This window comes from Vibrio ulleungensis (genome assembly GCF_016900875.1).
Classification (GTDB): Bacteria; Pseudomonadota; Gammaproteobacteria; order Enterobacterales; family Vibrionaceae; genus Vibrio; species Vibrio ulleungensis.
On sequence record NZ_JAFEUM010000001.1, the window covers coordinates 13194 to 31853 of the forward strand.

Here is an 18660-nt window from a genome sequence, read left to right on the forward strand (position 1 = left end):
AAAGTGTTACACCTTCACAATCAATTTTTATTAGCGCCATGCACGTAACTTGAATTGCGTAAAACACACCAACTAAGGGTAATTAAATGTTCATTACAACCGCTGAGCTGATCACGTCTATCTCTATCCTTGGCACTGCTGCTTTTGCTTTTTCTGCAGTCCTGGCTGCAAGCGAAAAAAACACCGACATTTTTACCGTGGCCGTTCTTGGTGTTATCACTGCGGTAGGAGGAGGAAGCACTCGCGATGTTTTACTCAATACAACGGTGTTTTGGTCTGAAGAGATGTATTACATCTGGATTGCTATAACAAGCAGCCTGATTGGTTTCCTTTCTGTTTCACTGTTAAAGAAAAACCTGGTCTACACCGTGAATCTTTATGTGGATGCAATTGCAATTTCAATGTTTGCCATCCAAGGTACCGATAAAGCATGGAGCTTAGGTTTTGGTCTTCCTTTAGGCCCTATCATGTTAGGCATCATTACGGCTGTAGGTGGCGGTGTGATTAGAGATATTTTGCTCCAGAGGCCGACCTTGCTGTTATCAAAAGAGTTGTACGCTATTCCCGTCGCTCTTGGCTGTACATTACATGCGCTGGGCTTAACATTCGCTCCTCAATACAGCGATATATCTGCGATTGTGTCAGCGCTTTTGGTTTTCTATTTACGTCACCTATCCATCAGCAAACAGGTTCAAGTGCCACGGTGGGCCTTGATTTCTACCGGTAAGAGTTGATGATAACAGAAGCGCTTGCTTTCGTTGTCCTGCTAGCTGAGAGGCTGTGGTCTCATATCAACTGCTTGAGCACGATACTGTTTAGGACTTACCCCATAACCTTGACGAAACTTCTTAGCAAAATACGCTGGGCAGCTAAATCCAACGTTGTGAGCAATCTCGGTGATTTTACTTTGTGATTCAATGAGCATCGCAGCCGCCTTGCGAAGCCTAAAACTGACAAGATAACCATTTGGTGTGCATTTTAGTGCCTGCTTAAACATTCGATAGCATTCACTTTCGCTAATATTGGCCGCTGCACTAATGTCTGCGACAGAAATGCTCTCTGCAAAGTGCTGCTGAATGTAGGTCATCACCTGCTGCACTCGCTTTTCGTTCCCTACTGCTTTTTGAGACTCGATGATTAATTGGGGTTCATGACGGCAAAGTAGCATCCAGCATTGCATTAAACAGGCGGTCATTGATATTTCAAAACCCGCTAATGCCTTGTCCCAGTCACTAAAGCCACGGCGCATAGTGGCTATCGCTTCTGCCTGCCAAGGCTGAGCATCGCTAAATTGATAGAACGATAAATTATGGTTCGAAATGAGAGGCTTAATGTACTTTTTGAACACTAAACTCACCGGGTCGCCACCGAGTAATCTAGGTTTAAACAGTGTATTTAAGATCCGGCAATCTTCAGTGCCCACATCGGTCAAACGATGTAACACCCCGGAGTTAATTAACACCATCTCCCCTTGCTTAAGAACCGCAGACTGACCAATACATTCCAGCTTTGTTGATCCTCTAACCACCAGCACAACTTCAATCTCGTCATGCCAATGCCAAGGTACTTCACCATTCAGAAAGTCAGAAAACACTTCATCGTACGACGCACATGGGAATGCCTCATCACCATGAACCGTCAACTCTTGGCCTTGACTGTCTGTTTTTATGTCGTAAACCTGCATTTAGCCATCTTGATAGAATTGTTATCAATATTGGCAGTATAGCCATAGTTTTGGCTTTGAGGCGAGAGTATATTCACATTATATAATTCGTATCCAACAACCAACGTGAAGTAAACGCTATGCTATTACTGACCATCATCTATCTTGCTTTTATTAGCCTTGGTTTGCCTGACGCCGTTCTTGGCTCTGCTTGGCCCACTATAAGTCACGATTTTAATGTTTCTTTAGAGTATGCCGGCGCGATTTCCATCGTCATTAGTGCGGGGACCGTTGTTTCTAGCTTACTCGCTGCGAGAGTCACCCACTATTTTGGAACCGGTAAAGTACTCTCGTTTAGCGTGTTAGCCACTGCCCTCTCATTGCTTGGCTTTGCCTATTCAAACTACGTACTTAGTATGGTGCTATTAGCCATACCGCTTGGGCTTGGGGCCGGCGCCGTTGATGCTGCGCTCAATAACTTCGTGGCGCTTAACTATAAATCTAAGCACATGAATTACTTACATTCATTCTGGGGTGTTGGTGCCACCGCAGGGCCATTTATCATGGCCAACTACTTACTTTCAGAGCAAGGGTGGCGTGACGGATATTTCACGCTAGCAGTCATCCAATTTGCTCTAGTTATCGCATTATTCGCAACCCTGCCTCTATGGAAAACACCCCAAAAAGCGTCCAATACCTCAAAGGTACATACCGCACCAGTAAGCAACCGAGCCGCATGGAATATCCGCGGAGTGAAACTGCAGTTGTTTGTATACTTTTGCTATTGCTCACTAGAAGCTGGAACTGGATTATGGGCGGCAAGCTATCTAACAACCGTCAACGGTCTATCCGCTTCTAATGCAGCATTTTGGACTGCGATGTTCTTTTTAGGGATCACTGCTGGGCGATTTGTGTGTGGCCTATTAGCCGAGAATTTTCGAGAACAAATCCTCGTTCGAGCCGGTATCTGCCTGATGATTGTGGGCGTGTGTGGCTTACTGTTCCCAGTGCCGAGTCTGGTATCGCAGTTCAGTTTGGTATTGATTGGCTTGGGTTGCGCACCCGTTTACCCCAACACCATGCACCTAACTCCCAAACGCTTTGGTCAACACGCCTCTCAAGCCATTATTGGGCTTTCAATGGCAACCGCGTACGTGGGAACCACCGTTGTCCCCCCCGCGATGGGCATAATATTTGGAAGTTTATCGTTTAGCCTATTACCCACACTTTTACTTTTATTGGCAGTGTCTATGCTTTGGGCAAGTGAACGCCTAAACCGCACAGAGCCAGCAACCGATTTAACCTATCAGTAGGAACATTCATTATGACAAAAACCGCATTTGCATCGAAACATATTGGCGATCAGGTCCTCAGCCAAGATCAAATCAAACAAGGTGTCACACAAGTTGCTCAACGGCTTAATGCTGCATTTGAAGACGCTGTAATAATCAGTGTGGTTCCTGGCGGTATGCTTTTTACCGCAGATTTAGTGAGAGAACTCGAGTTTGATGTTTGCCTAGATTACATCTCCTGCCCTCATATTCCTGGAGATCGTCAAAACCTATCTGATATCGTTTATCACCAGAACATTTCTATTGAGGGTAAGGACGTGATTTTGATTGATGATGCGATTGAGTCAGGTGGCACAATGAAGCGGCTCGTCGAGCATTTGCAAACAAACTACGCGGTAAAATCATTGTCCATTGCGACATTGTTTGTAAAACCAAGTCGTGTCGATATTCCCGTAACCCAGTTTTTCGCCTACGAGATGAGCAGCGATGACATGCTGGTAGGCTACGGGCTGCCTTGGAAAGACAAGCTTCGTAATGTTCCTTACGTTTCCAAACTCAATAAATAGCCATTTCCCCTACAGCCAACTTAATCTGCGCAGCTCAGGCCGCTGATATGGCGTTGGCTCTCTAATTTTGCACTAAACCAAATGAACTAGTCTTCAAAGAAGCAGAGCCGTCTAATCTCTTTGGCCATTGAGTGGTTGATATCAAAGTGCTTGTCTAAGAAGTCTAATTGAGCCAATGCTGACTCAACATTACGATGATAACCCTGAGCAAACTCGCCCAGTTGAACTGCAAACGATGGGAATCGAAATTCGATTCGACGATCGGCTACGAAAGGATCGGCGATAACAGCCGTTGGCTTGTCTTGCACCCTCGCGACATCGATCAATCTATCTAGCGCAAAGTGTTGAATGAAGCGCATAGCCGATAGTTTTTCACCACGCCGTTCACGGCATACTCCGACATAAAGATTGGTTAGCGCCTCACCAATGTGCCACTCCACATCGGGATTGGGTTCTGGTACCGACATTTTGCTTGGGCTCGGCTGGCAAATGGACGAGTCAAACCCTTCTTCTTGCCAAACAATTCGGCCTGCCGGAAAGCTAATCTGAGCCAACTCTTGCGGCTCAAAAACAGCAAATTCACAGAAAATGCCATCTTTATAGAGTACTTTATAGCCATCGAGGGTGTTTCGAAATGCGTAGTCCAAATCACCAATTCGGCTAAGCCAGTCGAGATCATCAATTAAACATTGTTTGCAGCCTTTTTTGGCAATGACAAAAAAATCTAGGTCGCTGTAGGCATCCAATCTGTCTGTTTCTATTCCTGCGCTGCCTAAGCCAAGTAAAGCGTGGCACTGATGGGTTTGACTGAGGCTATCCCCAATACTGTCTAGTCGGGAAAGCAATGATTTAGGATCCGCCATAGAAGTTACTCGCCAAATGAAATTCGAAAAAGGGCAGTTTAGCGTATGTCTATAGCTACAAAACGTGTTGGATCTCTGCATCCTGAATATTGAAGTTCTGTCCATTCTCGTAATAAGTGAAAGTGAGATGAATAAGATTTTTCAACATGGTTCAGCCTCGATTCTCCATCCCACAAATCGCCTCGCAGTTTGACTAAGTGCCATTTACCCATAAGGTATTGACAGGTACATACTTGAATTAAGTGATTATGAAATTCTTCGAGCCAAACCAATACCAAAGTGAGTGTGAAAAGCTCTTTACGCTTTATCAAGCCAAAATAGCCGCAGCGCTACCTACTGCCAAAGTTGAACATATTGGAGCATCATCGATTCTGGGTGCAATGTCTAAGGGCGATCTAGACATATATGTGGAGGTTTCACCGACCGAAATGGATAAAACGACTAAAATCTTATCCAGCATTGGATTTGTCGAGAAATCGAACACATTACGAACCCCTGCGCTATGCATGCTAGAAGCACAATCAGCTGACGATGTTGCGGTACAACTTGTCGCACAAGGTTCTGAGTTTGAGTTTTTCCTTCACTTTAGAGATGCACTAAACACTAATGCGGCTTTAGTTAGTCAATATAACCAACTGAAAAAAGGCTATGAAGGTCAATGCGAAGACAGTTATCGCACCGCTAAGACACAATTTATTGAGCGGGTTCTTCGGGAGTTTCGAGGGAGCTAGTCATTCGTTGCTTACTCTATTTCAAAGCTTTAGATCACCGTTTCGAATTAGCTGCGATATTTCAGAGTAACTCGAATTTCGCCATGCTCTTCGGTTTGGTGCTAATTCATCTTTGCCCCTTTCCGATTTTTAAGTCCATAACGAAACTTGCGTGAAGGACAATTCACAACTCACTCTTTATGCAACCACTCTACCCACTCAAAGAAACAAACGACAAAATAACTAAATTACTCTTGACCTTGGAGTAATATCCAAGGTTTAAAGTTAATGTATAGGAATCGGATTCCATATAAACAATCACCTAAATGGCGAACTATCTACCTTATAGCAACAGAGTTATTCTGAATATGATTCAACAACGCCGTATAGAGTTAACTAGTTAGCACCATACTAAGGACAAATCTATGAACTTATTGAAGCTTAAAGTTCCCCCATTGATACTAGTTTTCGTCTGCTTTCTATTAATGCTCATGACAAGTAGCGGGACTTTAACAGAAGGAGCCGTTACCATTCGTTTTACGCTTTGGGGGGCAATAAGTCTTACGGCTGCTGCCGTCAGTCTTCTAGGGGTGTGGGAGTTCAAGCGTCATCAAACTACAGTGAATCCTATGGTTCCAAAGTCTTCCGCAAGCTTGGTACGTTCTGGAATATTTCAATATTCCAGAAATCCAATGTACCTTGGTTTTTTACTGTTTCTTCTAGCCTTTGGAATTCTATTGGGAGATATCCAATCTCTACTAGTCGTCCCTCTCTTTTTTTGCTACATAACGGTTTTCCAAATAATACCTGAAGAGAGAGCGCTCCAAGATATATTTGGTAACGAGTACAAAAAGTATCAGCGAGAAGTTAGACGTTGGCTGTAGAAGCTTGTGGTTTTATTGCTGGAATACTCGCTGGAACGGTCAGTAATTACTACTTGAGTGACCAAATAGTTTTAGTTAGCGAGATAATTTCAGTAAAGAGCTCCCGCTTTAACGTCTTCAATTAACTTACTTGCTCTCAATTGTTTTTGTCAAAACGCGTGTTTGAAACACGCAGTCAATGCACTCCTTACTCTGTAACTGAATTTCTTACCGACTTTCCAAAACGCGCAGTCTAGTCTTACAAATCACCGACTGCAAATAAAATCAAAGGCATCTCATTTCTACAGGTTAAAAACACTCATAATTATCATTCTCACCCAAATGGGTATATACCTACTCTTATGTATTAAAAAGCGCGGTAGGCTTTATGACGCTCACAGAAATTCTTAAAGTTCGTAATGTCCGCTGCTATCTTATGTTTCGATGTAGCTACTTTGCCCGCTTTTACTACCCTATCTTTACGCTGTTGTACTTGGATTACGGCTTAACCCTTTCTCAATTTGCCATGCTCAATGTGGTTTGGGCCGCCACCATTGTGATAGCTGAAGTTCCCTCAGGCGCCTTTGCTGACACCTTAGGGCGCAAGAAACTCGTGGTGCTTTCGTCAATAATTATGTTTGTTGAAATCGCGATGATTGCCGTCGTGCCAACGGGTAATACGAGCTTGGTGTTCATGGTATTTTTGGTCAACCGAGTATTAAGTGGCTTAGCGATGGCACTGGCAAGTGGTGCGGATGAAGCATTGGCCTACGACACCTTAAAAGAACAAGGCCAGGAAGACATGTGGCCCCGTGTGTTGCAAATCCAACTTCGAATTGCATCAAGCGTGGGAATTTTTGTCACATTGCTCGGCGCTGCGATGTACGACGTAAACTTTATGGCCGGTATCTATTCGATGCTTGGGTTGGCTGAGCCAGAAAGCACTAAGGAATTAAAACGTATTCCGGTTTTCGCCACGCTATTTGTCGCTATGATCGCAATTTATGCTGCGGTTAACATGCAAGAAGAGAAGAAGCCAGTCACACACGATGGCAATAGATCGGCAAGCACGATCGCAAGCTTAAAGTTGACACTGAACGCTGGGAAGTGGGTACTGTCTACGCCTTATGTACTGTTCATATTGCTGTACTACAGCTTGTTTGAGCACACCTCGCGCATGTTTCTCACCATGAACAGCCAGTACTACCGTGCTATTGATATCCCCATTATCTATTTTGGCTTTATTGGGGCTGGTGTCAGTATCCTTCAAATACTCCTTGCGGGGCAAAGCCGCCGCCTGGCCGAGAGCATTCCACCCAAGGCGTTTATATTTGGAATGGGGTTAGCGACGATAGCGAGCTATTACTGGATCAGTTTAGGCTGGTCAATTTACGGGGTAATACCGGTACTGCTGCTAATATTTATCATCATGACGATGAACATTTTTATAAGCTATCATCTCAATAAGAAAACCGAATCACACAACCGAGCGACGGTATTAAGCTTTAAGGGGTTAATGTTCAACCTTGGTTATGGCACAATAGGGATTTTGTACGCTTACTACTACAAACTGGTCTCTGGAAATTACTCTGACCTAGAGCGAGAGCAAGACCTCGCCTTCTTGGCTACGCTGTCCTCATTCTTCTACTACTTTACGTTTTTGTTTATTGTTATTAGTGCCTATTTCTATGTTAAGAATCGCAATCAGGCGATTTTTTGATGACGGTCGCTTATAGTCACAGGCCTTTATTTTAGGTCAGTTTGTTATCCATAAGTGTGATAGAAAAAGTAGATGGTAATAGCACTACTCATAACAATGACAAACGTTCTGAGGTGATGTTGCGATACTTTCATTGAAAAGTTTGCCGCAAAATATCCGCCAAGTAACGTACCCACTAGGACAACACTGCCCTCTAGCCAAGCGATCGAATCATTTAAAATAAACCAAACAATCGCGGCAACTGACACGGAAGAAGACACCAGTAACTTCATACCATTCATCACATGGATATTAGAATGGCCTGCTAATGTCAGGTAACTCAACACGACAATTCCTAAGCCAGCATTAAAGAAGCCACCATAAATAGTTATGCTCAAAAGCAGCAAGTATAGAAAGACTGCCGTCGATTGATTACCGTATTTGCTTTTATCGGAATGCAAACGCAATAAAGCGTTAGCTTTAGCCCCAAAGATAAACAGCGCTGTTGCAAAAAGTAACAGCCATGGAATCGCTACTTCAAATGAAGACTCTGGTGTTTTCAGCAGTAAGTAAGCGCCTATCGCCCCCCCAACAAGACTCAATAGCACGGTAAATGTGGCTTCTTTCTTATGTTCAAACAGTCTTTTTCTAAACGCGTATGCGCCACTCAAGTAGCCAGCGCAAGAAGAAAACGTATTGGTTGCATTCGCTATTAATGGAGGCACTCCAGCAAACACCAAAGCCGGAAAAGTGACAAAGCTCCCGCCACCCGCAACAGAGTTTAGAACTCCACCAGCAAGCCCCGCCAAGAACAGTAAAAGGTAATCGACCATAAGTATTAATAACCGGTAAAAACGAAACGCCTAACGCGTTTTTAAGTATGCCCACGGCTATCACCGTGATGCTCATTGTTCATGTCAGATGACAGACGAGATCAAGCGTACGCTAAGCGCCAAGGTCGCCAGCTAAAGCCAACACTGAGGTTTGATTGTTAAAGTCGGGTATCGAAATATGGTGTTGAGTCCGATCCCCGACGAGCACTAACTTCACACCCAATTGCGCGCACGCCTTTACGTCCCACTCGCCATCGCCAAAATAGACAAATGGGTTATTCTTACATCCTGTCGCCAGTAGAGCGGCTGTTTTCATTATCTCGGTCCGGCAATAGTGATCATTTGATGAAGCGATAGCAATGTCAGTTGTATCAAACCCAGCTGATTCTAGCTTTAGCAGCGCCGTTTCTAACCATCCTCCAGTAGCAAATGAAATCGAGACATCTTGCCGGTTTTTCAACGCATTAATGAACTCAACAGCGCCTTTTACGGGCTTGATAGGACTGATTTCAATTGCAGTACGGATGTTTTCGATAAACTTATTTTTCACATCACGCTCAAGATCCTTAAGCTGGTGCTGTGGCGCGTGAGTCTCTATAAACGTTTTTAAGATCCCACGGTCTGTCACATAAGGAAAGTGTGACCAATCAGGAGTAAGTTGAATGCCTGTAACGTGATAGAGCGCGTCCAAAAAGCACGTTTCATCCATGTCGTGTGATTGAACTAATGTTCCGTCTATATCGAACATATAGTGTCGCATATGGCTGTTTCCCTCATGGCTTTTCTATGATCTTGCAACAGGTTTTATTGTGTAATCCCGCTGCAGGCTTGTCGGGCTATTATTCAATAAATTCAGAGCGCATCTAGTTTGTTTTCAGTAATACATTGGCCATCACAACCTTCTACCCGCTGCAAATTATCATCAGGAGAAATCACCTCATCTCCGGAAGCTCGAAAACCAATAACGATAAATGACACCCTGTCGTTAGGCTTGTAGATTAAGTGAGCCCATCTTCCAATGTGCATCACTGGTTTATATTCCATTTGTCTACTGCTCCGTTAGTAGCCCAGCCCTCTATGAATGAGACTTTACCACTTTATGCCAATATACATCGCTTTATAGTTCTATAAAATAAGTCGCCTTCACCATCGCCATCACACTAAACAATGAGCATGAAACCCGACAGAATCACTGCAATGAAGGGAATCATTGATCAAGTAAAACGAGAATTGCCACTCTACGAAAATGACACATTCGTCTGCAGTCCAACCGGCAGTTGCATTGGTTGTCCAAAGAAGTTGATGGAGCTAGTTGACTCCGAGCTCTCATACTGGGAGCACTCTATTTCACTAGGGATTTCACCTAACTTTGATGATATTCGACGATTTGGCAAACTGTGCACTAACGTGAAAAGAGGGCTTGCACGCAATAACATTGTGTAGTGATGAATACAGTGATGCGTATAATGCAAAATGATGTTGAGAATAATGAAGTGATTTTTGCTTAATCGGTCGCACCGAATAAGCAAAAATCATTGAGATCTACGCTAGGAAGAAGTCGCGTATATTGAGATGTTTTGTCGTTACCTTCTTTGCTTAGTCGCACTGTCCATCCATACTGCGAGAAGCAATATCGAGCCTTTAACGATGTATTGCCAAAAGGTTGGTACATCCATCATGCTCATCCCATTATCGAGTGATGCCATAATAAACGCGCCTACAACCGCACCAATAACAGTACCAACACCACCAGCCATACTGGTGCCACCAATCACACAGGCTGCGATGGCATCAAGCTCGGCTATATTACCTGCTGAAGGAGAACCCGCCCCTAGGCGTGAGCTTAGAATCAGCGCGGCAACCGCCACCAAAAAGCCATTCATGGCGTAGACCGACATTTTGGTTTTTTCGACGTCAATGCCCGACAGTCTAGCGGCATCGATGTTGCCACCGATCGCGTATATACGTCGGCCAAATCGAGTTTTACTCGCGATAATGGTTCCGGCTATCAAAAACACCGTTAACAGTAGCACCGGCGTTGGTACACCGCGATAGCTATTGAGAACCCAAATAAACGCTAGCACCGCAATACCAATCGCACTATTTTTTAGTAGCAGCGCTTGATTACCCGCCGTTGGGAGTTGGTATTTATCGCGAGTAACGTCTCTTTTCTTCTGCCAAGCAAAGTACAACACTAAGCAACCAATACCTGCCAAAAGGCTAAACATATTAGGTAAGTAGCTCTGGCCAATTAACGACATAGCATCAGAGGTTGGCGCAACGGTGGTACCGTCAGTAATACCAATCAAAATACCGCGAAATGCCAACATACCGGCCAAGGTAACAATGAACGACGGTACCTTACGATACGACACCCACCAACCGTTCCAAGCCCCTAACAAGAAGCCAGCAACAAGCGTCAACACTATGGTGAGTGGCAAAGGCAAACCAAGCCAAACATCCATAATGGCTGCGGCGCCACCCAGAAGGCCCATCATCGAACCGACTGAAAGGTCTATCTCGCCACTAATGATGACAAACACCATACCAATGGCCAAAATACCGGTGATTGCCGTTTGACGGAAAAGGTTAGAAATATTACGTGGGGTTAAGTAACTCCATTCTGTCATGATGCTGAAAAACAGCATGATGAAAATGATGGCTGCCGCCATGACCAGCAACTGAATATTCATATTTTTCAGCTTACTGATTACGCCTTGTTGAGCTACGGGCTCAATTTCTTTTGACTGTTCCATTACGCGACCGCTCCTTCAGATAATGCACAATCCATCACAATTTCTTGCGTGAGATTTTGGTTAATAAGATCACCTTTGATCACTCCTTCGTGCATCACTAGCACTCGGTCACTAATACCCAAAACCTCAGGCAATTCAGATGAAATCATAATGATGCTTATTCCTTTTTTCACAAGCTGAAACATCAGCTTGTAGATTTCGTATTTTGCGCCTACATCGATACCTCGTGTCGGCTCATCCAGTATGAGAACTTCGGGGCTCACCATCAAAAAACGCGCTAAAATGGCTTTTTGCTGGTTACCGCCAGACAAGTTTTTAATCGGCAGTTCGGCATTGGGTGTCTTTACTGTGAGTTTGTCTATTGAGTCCAGTATTGCGCTCGCCTCTTTCGAGTCATCCAGCAACCCAAATTTTTGAAACTGGTCAATCCCAGCCAAGGTGATGTTTTCTCCCACCCCCATAATGGGAATAATGCCGTGACGCTTTCGGTCTTCTGGCACCATGGCTATTCCCAATTGAAGCGCGTCTTTACTGCTGTTGATCGCGAGCGCTTTACCCTCTAAGTAAAACTCTCCGCTGTATTTACCTAGGTAGCAGCCGTACAGGCACTCCATAAGTTCGGTACGTCCAGCGCCAACTAGCCCAGATACCCCTAGTATTTCGCCTTTTTTGAGCGAAAAGCTGGCATTTTTAACTTTTGGAATCGATGAGTTCGCTTTATCCCATGCGTTTACGTTTTTTACTTCTAATACAACATCACCGATGTCATGTTCTTCGCGCGGGAATAATTGCGTCATCGCGCGCCCAACCATCATGGTAATGATGTCATCTGTTGTCATCTCGGACGCCGCACGTGTGCCAATGTGTTTTCCATCTCGGATAACGCAAATGTGATCGGAGATCGCTTTTACCTCTCCAAGCTTGTGCGAAATATAAATGCAACTTACCCCGGTCTCGCGCAATTCCATCACCAGATCGAGCAGTATTTGTGTTTCTGACTCCGTCAATGGTGCAGTAGGCTCGTCTAAGACCAACAACTTGGCGTTTTTAGACAGCGCTTTTGCTATCTCAACCAACTGCTGTTGACCTACCCCTAAATCACCGACTTTCGTCTCTGGGGAAACGTTTAGTTTTACTTTCTTAAGCAGGATTTCAGCCTCGTAGTGCATCAGCTCAAAATCCATAAAACCGTATTTTGTCAGCTCTGCCCCTAGAAATAGATTTTCTAAAATGGACAGTTCTTTAACTAAAGTGAGCTCCTGGTGGATAATGGCGATACCCAGAGCTTCGGTGTCGGCAATACCGGTTGGCCTTATTTGCTGGCCTTTATAATGGATCGTGCCCTGATAATCCCCATCCGGGTAAATACCACACAGCACCTTCATGAGAGTCGATTTTCCCGATCCATTCTCTCCACACAGTGAAAGAACTTCGCCTGCTTCAAGGGTAATGCTGACACCATCAAGCGCTTTAACGGGACCAAAACACTTCACGATATTATTCATTTCCAAAAGAGACATCTTTAACCTCTATTTTTTCAGGCCTGCTGAAGCTGGTAACAGTTTGCCCCAGCAGGCAATCTAAACTCTAAGCGATTGGTTTTACCCAGCACTTACTAAGTTATTGATGATATACATCTTTTTCAGCGTGGAAATTGTCAGCAATGACGGTGGTTTTTAGGTTTGCTTTGTTGACTGCAACTGGCTCTAACAGCCATGAAGGAACGTCTTTCATGCCGTTGTTTAGCACAGCATTTTGGTCTGGTGCTTTATCGTTACCCAAATCGACAGCAAGCTCAGCGGCTTTAGTAGCAAGCGCTGCAATAGGCTTGTAGATAGTCATTGTCTGAGTACCTTCTACAATACGACGCACTGCAGCTAAATCGGCATCCTGACCAGAAATAGCTACTTTACCCGCTAAACCTTGCGCTTCAAGTGCTTGAATCGCACCGCCCGCCGTAGAGTCGTTAGACGCAACCACAACATCAATGTCGTTATTGTTTGCTGTTAACGCATTTTCCATAATTTTCAGCGCGTTTTCTGCCAACCATGAGTCAACCCATTGATCACCCACAACCTGAATATCACCCGCGTCGATTTTTGGTTGTAACACGTTCATTTGACCTTGACGGAATAACTTAGCGTTATTATCGGTAGGCGCACCACCCATTAGGAAGTATTTACCACTTGGTTGTGTCGCTAGCAAAGCTGTCGCTTGAAGTTCACCGACCTTTTCATTATCAAATGAGAGATAGAAGTCGATATCGGCATTATTAATGAGGCGATCGTAAGCAAGAATATTAATACCATCAATCTTGGCTTCTTTAATCACATTAGATAGCACTTGACCGTTAGTAGGAATGATTACCAAGACATCTACGCCTCTAGAAATCATATTTTCTATTTGTGCAATTTGAGTTTGTTCATTTCCGTTTGCTGACTGCACATATACTTTTGCACCCAGCTCTTCTGCGCGGTTTACAAATAGATCTCTATCGCGCTGCCATCTTTCTAGACGTAAGTCATCGATTACCATCCCAATCTTAACTTGCGCAAAGGCCGGTGCGGATAATCCAATCACCAGCGCACATAACATTACTATTACTTTTTTCATTATACTATCCTTTGTCTCACGTAATATTTTATTAAAATTCACAAACTAGTGAACCTCGAATGTCAATCTAGAACACTAATTATCAAAGTTCTTTTCCAAAAATTTATAACTCTTTTACGTTTTTTTATTTTGTTAAGCCAATGTGACACAGATTAAACTTTTGATTCTCTGCGCAAAAAAAGAACAGGTATATTAGTCACGGCTTTGCACTTCACTCACCGAATTAACTGACTATCTATGCTGAATTTTCACAAAAAATTGGGTGGGTTAGGAATACAAGTACAGATACGAACTAAATCCTATGTACCGCATGGACTTAAGTGAAAATAATGTGCTTCATCCCTTTGTTAATCGGGAATTTAGCCTCAATTTTTTTACAGCCTTCAAATAATATGAACGCTACAAAATATAATTTTCACTAAGAGTATTACGCAACATTTTATATATCAACGAGTTAAAAACTCAGCTGTGATTTAACGCAGTAGCAGCATTATTGATAATGAGAGCTAGAGCACAATTACCAAAAACTAGAATTTAACTACGAAATTTCATAATTGCTATATATACGATTAATGACAATCATCAAAAGCGACTGTTATTTTACAAAATATGGATTATTGCTCATGACAGAAATCTTCAAAAACATTCCGAAAATTCAATTTGAAGGCCGTGAGTCTTCAAATCCACTCGCCTTTAAACACTATGACCCTGATCGTGTGGTTCTTGGCAAAAGCATGAAAGAGCATTTACGATTTGCCGCATGTTATTGGCACAACTTCCGCTGGCCAGGGGCTGACATTTTTGGAGACGGCACGTTTGAACACGAATGGTTAAAAGTCTCCGATCCTAAAGAAGCGTATCTCGTAAAAGCCAATGCAGCCTTTGAGTTTTACGAAAAACTCAACGTGCCATTCTACTGCTTCCACGACACCGACATTGCGCATGAAGGCAACTCGATTAAAGAGTACGAGAACAACCTAGCGGCCATGGTCGACGTCATGGAACGCAAACAACAAGAATCCGGCGTGAAATTGCTTTGGGGTACAGCCAATGTCTTTTCTAATCGACGCTATCTTGCGGGTGCTGCGACCAACCCTAATCCAGAGATCTTTGCCTATGCGGCAACTCAAGTCTTTAACGCCATGGGCGCAACCAAGAGACTTGGTGGTGAAAACTATGTGCTGTGGGGAGGACGCGAAGGATACGAAACCTTGCTAAATACCGACCTACGTCAAGAGCGCGAGCAGCTAGGTCGATTTATGCAAATGGTCGTGGAGCACAAGCACAAGATTGGCTTTAACGGCACGATTCTCATTGAGCCCAAACCTCAAGAGCCTACTAAGCATCAGTACGATTACGATACCGCAACCGTGTATGGTTTCTTGAAGCAGTTTGGCCTAGAAAATGAAGTTAAGGTCAACATTGAAGCAAACCACGCCACATTAGCGGGGCACAGTTTCCACCATGAAATCGCGACCGCGATATCGTTAGGTATTTTTGGCTCAATCGATGCAAACCGAGGAGACCCACAGCTTGGATGGGATACTGACCAATTCCCAAATAGTGTTGAAGAAAACACACTGATCATGTACGAAATTCTTAAAGCCGGTGGTTTTGGTACCGGTGGATTTAACTTTGATGCTCGCGTGCGCAGACCATCCATTGATATGGCCGACTTCTTCCACGGTCATATTGGCGGAATGGATACGATGGCGTTGTCACTGTTGAAGGCTGCGGACATGGTTGAAAATGATGTACTGTCGAAGAACATCGCTCAGCGTTATGCTGGTTGGAATGACGAGCTTGGCCGTAAAATTCTTGCTGGAGACATGAGTTTAGAGCAAGTTGCGCACTATGCTACGCAACACGATTTGACGCCAGAAGTGGTCTCTGGACGCCAAGAAGCTCTGGAGAATATTGTTAACGGCTTCATATTTAAATAAAACCCAATCACTAAACTAAAAAGGCAGCGACCATCCAGGTCGCTGCAAACCAATGAAGTGCATGCTCATCATGCGCTAGGCATAACAAGGAGAACAATGTCACTTTCAGGCGAGCCCTCTTCGCTTATTTTCGTACTGATTAAAGGCCAGTTACCCACTAAATCTTCCGCTTTTAAGCGCTCGTGTATCGCTTTTTTTAAGCGCTATACGATCTGCCCAATGCTCAAATCATCCGACACTTTCAAAATCTTACTCGACACAACCTGTTGGTTATTATCGACCAAATCCAAGCGGTATTCGCTGCTAGAATCTGACAACCATTGCGATTTTACTTCGCCAAACAACATTGAACATTTCATGTAAGAGTCACGCCATGTATCTTGGATTGCCATGAGACCATCCATATCTCTTCTATAAAGTACTAAAGATGAGTAAGCCATAATCGTTTCCCCTAACATGCACAAAGTATGCAATGTTTGCTCTGTATCTATTGATATGGTTATCGTAGATAAATCGATCACTTTTCCATACTCGGTGAAATACCAGTTCTCGCCCGAAAAACTACTGGTGAGCGCTCCTTTACGTTTCTTTTTGCAAAATGTAACGAAACTTTAGAGGTGCGTCCGGTTTTGTAACATTACCATTTAAGAAATTGCTTCTTTCGTCGATACACAGCCTCGAAAGCCAGCGTTATTTGAGTTGGGTATAACAATAAGACTTTGCTCGTGAATAGAGCAAAAATACGGTGTATGGATGAACATGTTTAAAAAACTATCGCTTAAAAACAAACTGGCGCTCTCCGCCAGCGTTGCCATTGTCATTGGAGGTATGTTGGTTGAAGCCCTCTCTTACAATGCGTCATTAAATCGTCTTGAGGTAGAGGTGGAACAAAACCTTAAAGGGACCGTTACTGCATACAATCAGTACGTCACCGATTGGCTTGTGTCCAAAGAGCGCTCTTTGACTTCTCTTTCATCTGACATCGATAAAAGCAACATTGTCACCCATCTTAAGCAGGTGCGTCACTCCGCGGCCTTTGATAACGTTTTTCTCGCCTATCCAGACGGTAGCCAAGACAATGCAAATGGCGTAGTGCTACCACCGGGCAATGATGACCCTCGTAAATGGGGCTGGTACATCAATGCTAAAAAAACGCCGACCAAAGTATTTATGGATAATCCTACTGTTGCAGCGGCAACGGGCGCGAACGTAGTATCACTCGGTAAAGCCGTTAATCTGGCGGGGCAGCAAGTTGTACTTGGTGCGGACGTAGAGATCACCGATATCGTCAACGGACTTTCTCAGGTAATTTTGCCTGGCAGTGGCTACATGTTCATCATGAATGACAAGGGCAACATTTTTACGCACCCAAATACTGACTTACTCAATAAACCAGTGAATCAACTGGGTGTAGAAACGTCTAGCATCGCATCAGCAACACAAGGTGCGACCAATGTGATTGCAACCATTGATGGCGATAAGTCGGTGATCCACGCACGCCAAATTCCGGGCACCACATTAACGACGGTGGCCGTGGTGAACTACGACTCTCTTGTGGCACCACTTAATAGCGCAATCTGGCAACAACTGATTGTCACCAGTATTGTTGTGATGGTCTGCATTGGACTGTTTAGTGTGCTGTGTAATCTGTTGTTCCAACCGCTCAATAATGTCTCTCACGCACTAGAACAAATCGCCAATGGAAATGGCGATCTCACGCAACGAATAAAAGTCGAAAGTGAAGATGAAGTGGGCAAACTAGCAAACAACTTCAATATTTTTGTTGCCAGTCTTAACGAGCTTATCGGCCACATTCGCACCCAGTCGACTCACCTAGATCGTCACTCACAAGAGAGCTCTCAATTAGCTGAGCGCGCGGTTGAAGGGATTAACCAACAGCAACAAGAAATCACTTTAGTAGCAACGGCGGTGACCGAATTGTCTTCTGCTACCCAAGAAATCTCCTCCAATGCAGAGCAGACCGCTCAGGCGGCGCAAGAGTCGACCAACAGCACTCAAAATGGTCGAGAAATGGTCGATCATACCCGTAGCTCAATCAACAGCTTAGCCAAAGAGCTGGAAACCGCGGGTGAAGTAGTGAGCGACTTAAACCGCCATGCGCAAGAGATCTCTACTGTACTATCAACCATTCAGGGCATTGCTGAACAAACAAACTTACTCGCTCTGAACGCTGCAATTGAAGCGGCGCGTGCTGGCGAGCAAGGTCGTGGGTTCGCGGTCGTGGCCGATGAAGTCCGTGTGCTCTCTCAGCGCACTCATTCATCTACTGAAGAGATCAAGTCGACCATCGATACATTGCAAAACACCACAACCAAAGCTGTATCGTTGATGGAAAGCAGTGCTGATCTTGCCGGTAACTCTGTCGATGATGCGGATAAAGCGACAGAGGCCCTTGAAGAAATTAGCCAAGCGGTCACTCTTATTAGCGATATGGCCACCCAAATCGCCACAGCCGCAGAGCAGCAGACGCACGTAACAGGTGAAGTGACACAGAACATCACACTGATTAAAGACGTTGCTGACCAGCTAGTGGTTAACTCTGAAGCCAGCTCGACGTCGGCAGGAATGGTGAAGTCTGAAGTTGAAGCATTAAGTCAAAAAGTATCGACTTTTAAGCTCGCCTAACACCGACTTGTGTTGTTAGAACCCCGCCTAGGTATGCTTAGGCGGGGTTTATTATTGTTTTGTCCACTCGTAAAAAACTTCCCCTAGTAACTGAATAATAGTTGACCAAGTCAACGTATAGGCGTAACATATTGGTTGACTTAATCAACAAAAGACCCTCCTGAAACAGTCTCTTGGTTACTCTAAATAACGGCCACCATTTTTAGTCGCGAT

Annotated in this window: 18 protein-coding genes; 9 read left to right on the forward strand and 9 right to left on the reverse strand. The window is 44.2% G+C overall.

Annotated elements, in window-relative coordinates; genetic code table 11:
• The first annotated feature begins 86 nt into the window (after positions 1 to 86).
• On the forward strand, positions 87 to 734 hold the full coding sequence (locus JQC93_RS00065) for a trimeric intracellular cation channel family protein (protein WP_205156445.1): 648 nt from the start codon (positions 87 to 89) through the stop codon (positions 732 to 734).
• A 32-nt stretch (positions 735 to 766) separates the two neighbouring features.
• Here JQC93_RS00065 and JQC93_RS00070 read toward each other — a convergent pair whose 3' ends face one another.
• A complete protein-coding gene (locus tag JQC93_RS00070; protein ID WP_205156446.1) occupies positions 767 to 1684 on the reverse strand; it encodes an AraC family transcriptional regulator in 918 nt (305 codons plus the stop codon).
• Positions 1685 to 1803: 119 nt separating this feature from the next.
• On the opposite strand from JQC93_RS00070, the gene JQC93_RS00075 reads away from it, so the two are divergent.
• Both JQC93_RS00075 and JQC93_RS00080 read left to right on the forward strand, forming a co-directional pair.
• A complete protein-coding gene (locus JQC93_RS00075; RefSeq protein ID WP_205156447.1) occupies positions 1804 to 2976 on the forward strand; it encodes an MFS transporter in 1173 nt (390 codons plus the stop codon).
• Positions 2977 to 2987: 11 nt separating this feature from the next.
• Entirely contained in the window at positions 2988 to 3521 is a 534-nt protein-coding gene (locus JQC93_RS00080) for a phosphoribosyltransferase (protein WP_205156448.1), read from the forward strand.
• Between the two features lie 86 nt (positions 3522 to 3607).
• Here JQC93_RS00080 and JQC93_RS00085 read toward each other — a convergent pair whose 3' ends face one another.
• Entirely contained in the window at positions 3608 to 4384 is a 777-nt protein-coding gene (locus JQC93_RS00085) for a hypothetical protein (RefSeq protein ID WP_205156449.1), read from the reverse strand.
• Between the two features lie 248 nt (positions 4385 to 4632).
• Between JQC93_RS00085 and JQC93_RS00090 the strand changes: the two genes are divergently transcribed.
• The 3 genes from JQC93_RS00090 (at position 4633) to JQC93_RS00100 (ending at position 7677) form a co-directional block, all read left to right on the forward strand.
• Positions 4633 to 5115, forward strand: a complete 483-nt coding sequence (locus JQC93_RS00090; protein ID WP_205156450.1) for a GrpB family protein — start codon at positions 4633 to 4635, stop codon at positions 5113 to 5115.
• A 404-nt stretch (positions 5116 to 5519) separates the two neighbouring features.
• The gene (locus tag JQC93_RS20480) at positions 5520 to 5978 is read left to right on the forward strand and encodes a methyltransferase family protein (protein ID WP_205156451.1); all 459 of its coding nucleotides are present in this window, start codon (positions 5520 to 5522) and stop codon (positions 5976 to 5978) included.
• Positions 5979 to 6345: 367 nt separating this feature from the next.
• Positions 6346 to 7677 (forward strand): MFS transporter, encoded by a 1332-nt coding sequence (locus JQC93_RS00100; RefSeq protein WP_205156452.1) that lies wholly within the window; start codon positions 6346 to 6348, stop codon positions 7675 to 7677.
• Positions 7678 to 7721: 44 nt separating this feature from the next.
• Here the strand turns inward: JQC93_RS00100 and JQC93_RS00105 are convergent, their stop codons facing one another.
• The 3 genes from JQC93_RS00105 to JQC93_RS00115 form a co-directional block, all read right to left on the reverse strand.
• Entirely contained in the window at positions 7722 to 8489 is a 768-nt protein-coding gene (locus JQC93_RS00105; protein ID WP_205156453.1) for a sulfite exporter TauE/SafE family protein, read from the reverse strand.
• 112 nt (positions 8490 to 8601) lie between these two features.
• The gene (locus JQC93_RS00110; RefSeq protein ID WP_205156454.1) at positions 8602 to 9249 is read right to left on the reverse strand and encodes an HAD family hydrolase; all 648 of its coding nucleotides are present in this window, start codon (positions 9247 to 9249) and stop codon (positions 8602 to 8604) included.
• Between the two features lie 92 nt (positions 9250 to 9341).
• Positions 9342 to 9533: a hypothetical protein gene (locus tag JQC93_RS00115; protein ID WP_205156455.1), complete on the reverse strand. Its 192-nt coding sequence runs from the start codon at positions 9531 to 9533 to the stop codon at positions 9342 to 9344.
• Positions 9534 to 9656: 123 nt separating this feature from the next.
• Here JQC93_RS00115 and JQC93_RS00120 point away from each other — a divergent pair, with 123 nt between their 5' ends.
• Positions 9657 to 9932, forward strand: a complete 276-nt coding sequence (locus JQC93_RS00120; RefSeq protein WP_205156456.1) for a hypothetical protein — start codon at positions 9657 to 9659, stop codon at positions 9930 to 9932.
• Between the two features lie 140 nt (positions 9933 to 10072).
• On the opposite strand, the gene JQC93_RS00125 is transcribed toward JQC93_RS00120, so the two are convergent.
• The 3 genes from JQC93_RS00125 to xylF form a co-directional block, all read right to left on the reverse strand.
• A complete protein-coding gene (locus tag JQC93_RS00125) occupies positions 10073 to 11245 on the reverse strand; it encodes a sugar ABC transporter permease (RefSeq protein WP_205156457.1) in 1173 nt (390 codons plus the stop codon).
• The gene (locus tag JQC93_RS00130) at positions 11245 to 12765 is read right to left on the reverse strand and encodes a xylose ABC transporter ATP-binding protein (protein WP_205156458.1); all 1521 of its coding nucleotides are present in this window, start codon (positions 12763 to 12765) and stop codon (positions 11245 to 11247) included. The genes JQC93_RS00125 and JQC93_RS00130 overlap by 1 nt, the downstream gene beginning before the upstream one ends.
• A 100-nt stretch (positions 12766 to 12865) precedes the next feature.
• On the reverse strand, positions 12866 to 13858 hold the full coding sequence (gene xylF / locus JQC93_RS00135) for a D-xylose ABC transporter substrate-binding protein (RefSeq protein ID WP_205156459.1): 993 nt from the start codon (positions 13856 to 13858) through the stop codon (positions 12866 to 12868).
• 623 nt (positions 13859 to 14481) lie between these two features.
• On the opposite strand from xylF, the gene xylA reads away from it, so the two are divergent.
• Entirely contained in the window at positions 14482 to 15801 is a 1320-nt protein-coding gene (gene xylA, locus JQC93_RS00140; protein ID WP_205156460.1) for a xylose isomerase, read from the forward strand.
• A 203-nt stretch (positions 15802 to 16004) separates the two neighbouring features.
• On the opposite strand, the gene JQC93_RS00145 is transcribed toward xylA, so the two are convergent.
• Positions 16005 to 16241, reverse strand: a complete 237-nt coding sequence (locus JQC93_RS00145) for a hypothetical protein (protein ID WP_205156461.1) — start codon at positions 16239 to 16241, stop codon at positions 16005 to 16007.
• Positions 16242 to 16560: 319 nt separating this feature from the next.
• Here JQC93_RS00145 and JQC93_RS00150 point away from each other — a divergent pair, with 319 nt between their 5' ends.
• Positions 16561 to 18447 carry a methyl-accepting chemotaxis protein gene (locus JQC93_RS00150; RefSeq protein WP_205156462.1) on the forward strand — a complete coding sequence of 629 codons (1887 nt, stop codon included), beginning with the start codon at positions 16561 to 16563 and terminating at the stop codon, positions 18445 to 18447.
• The last annotated feature ends 213 nt before the right edge of the window (positions 18448 to 18660 follow it).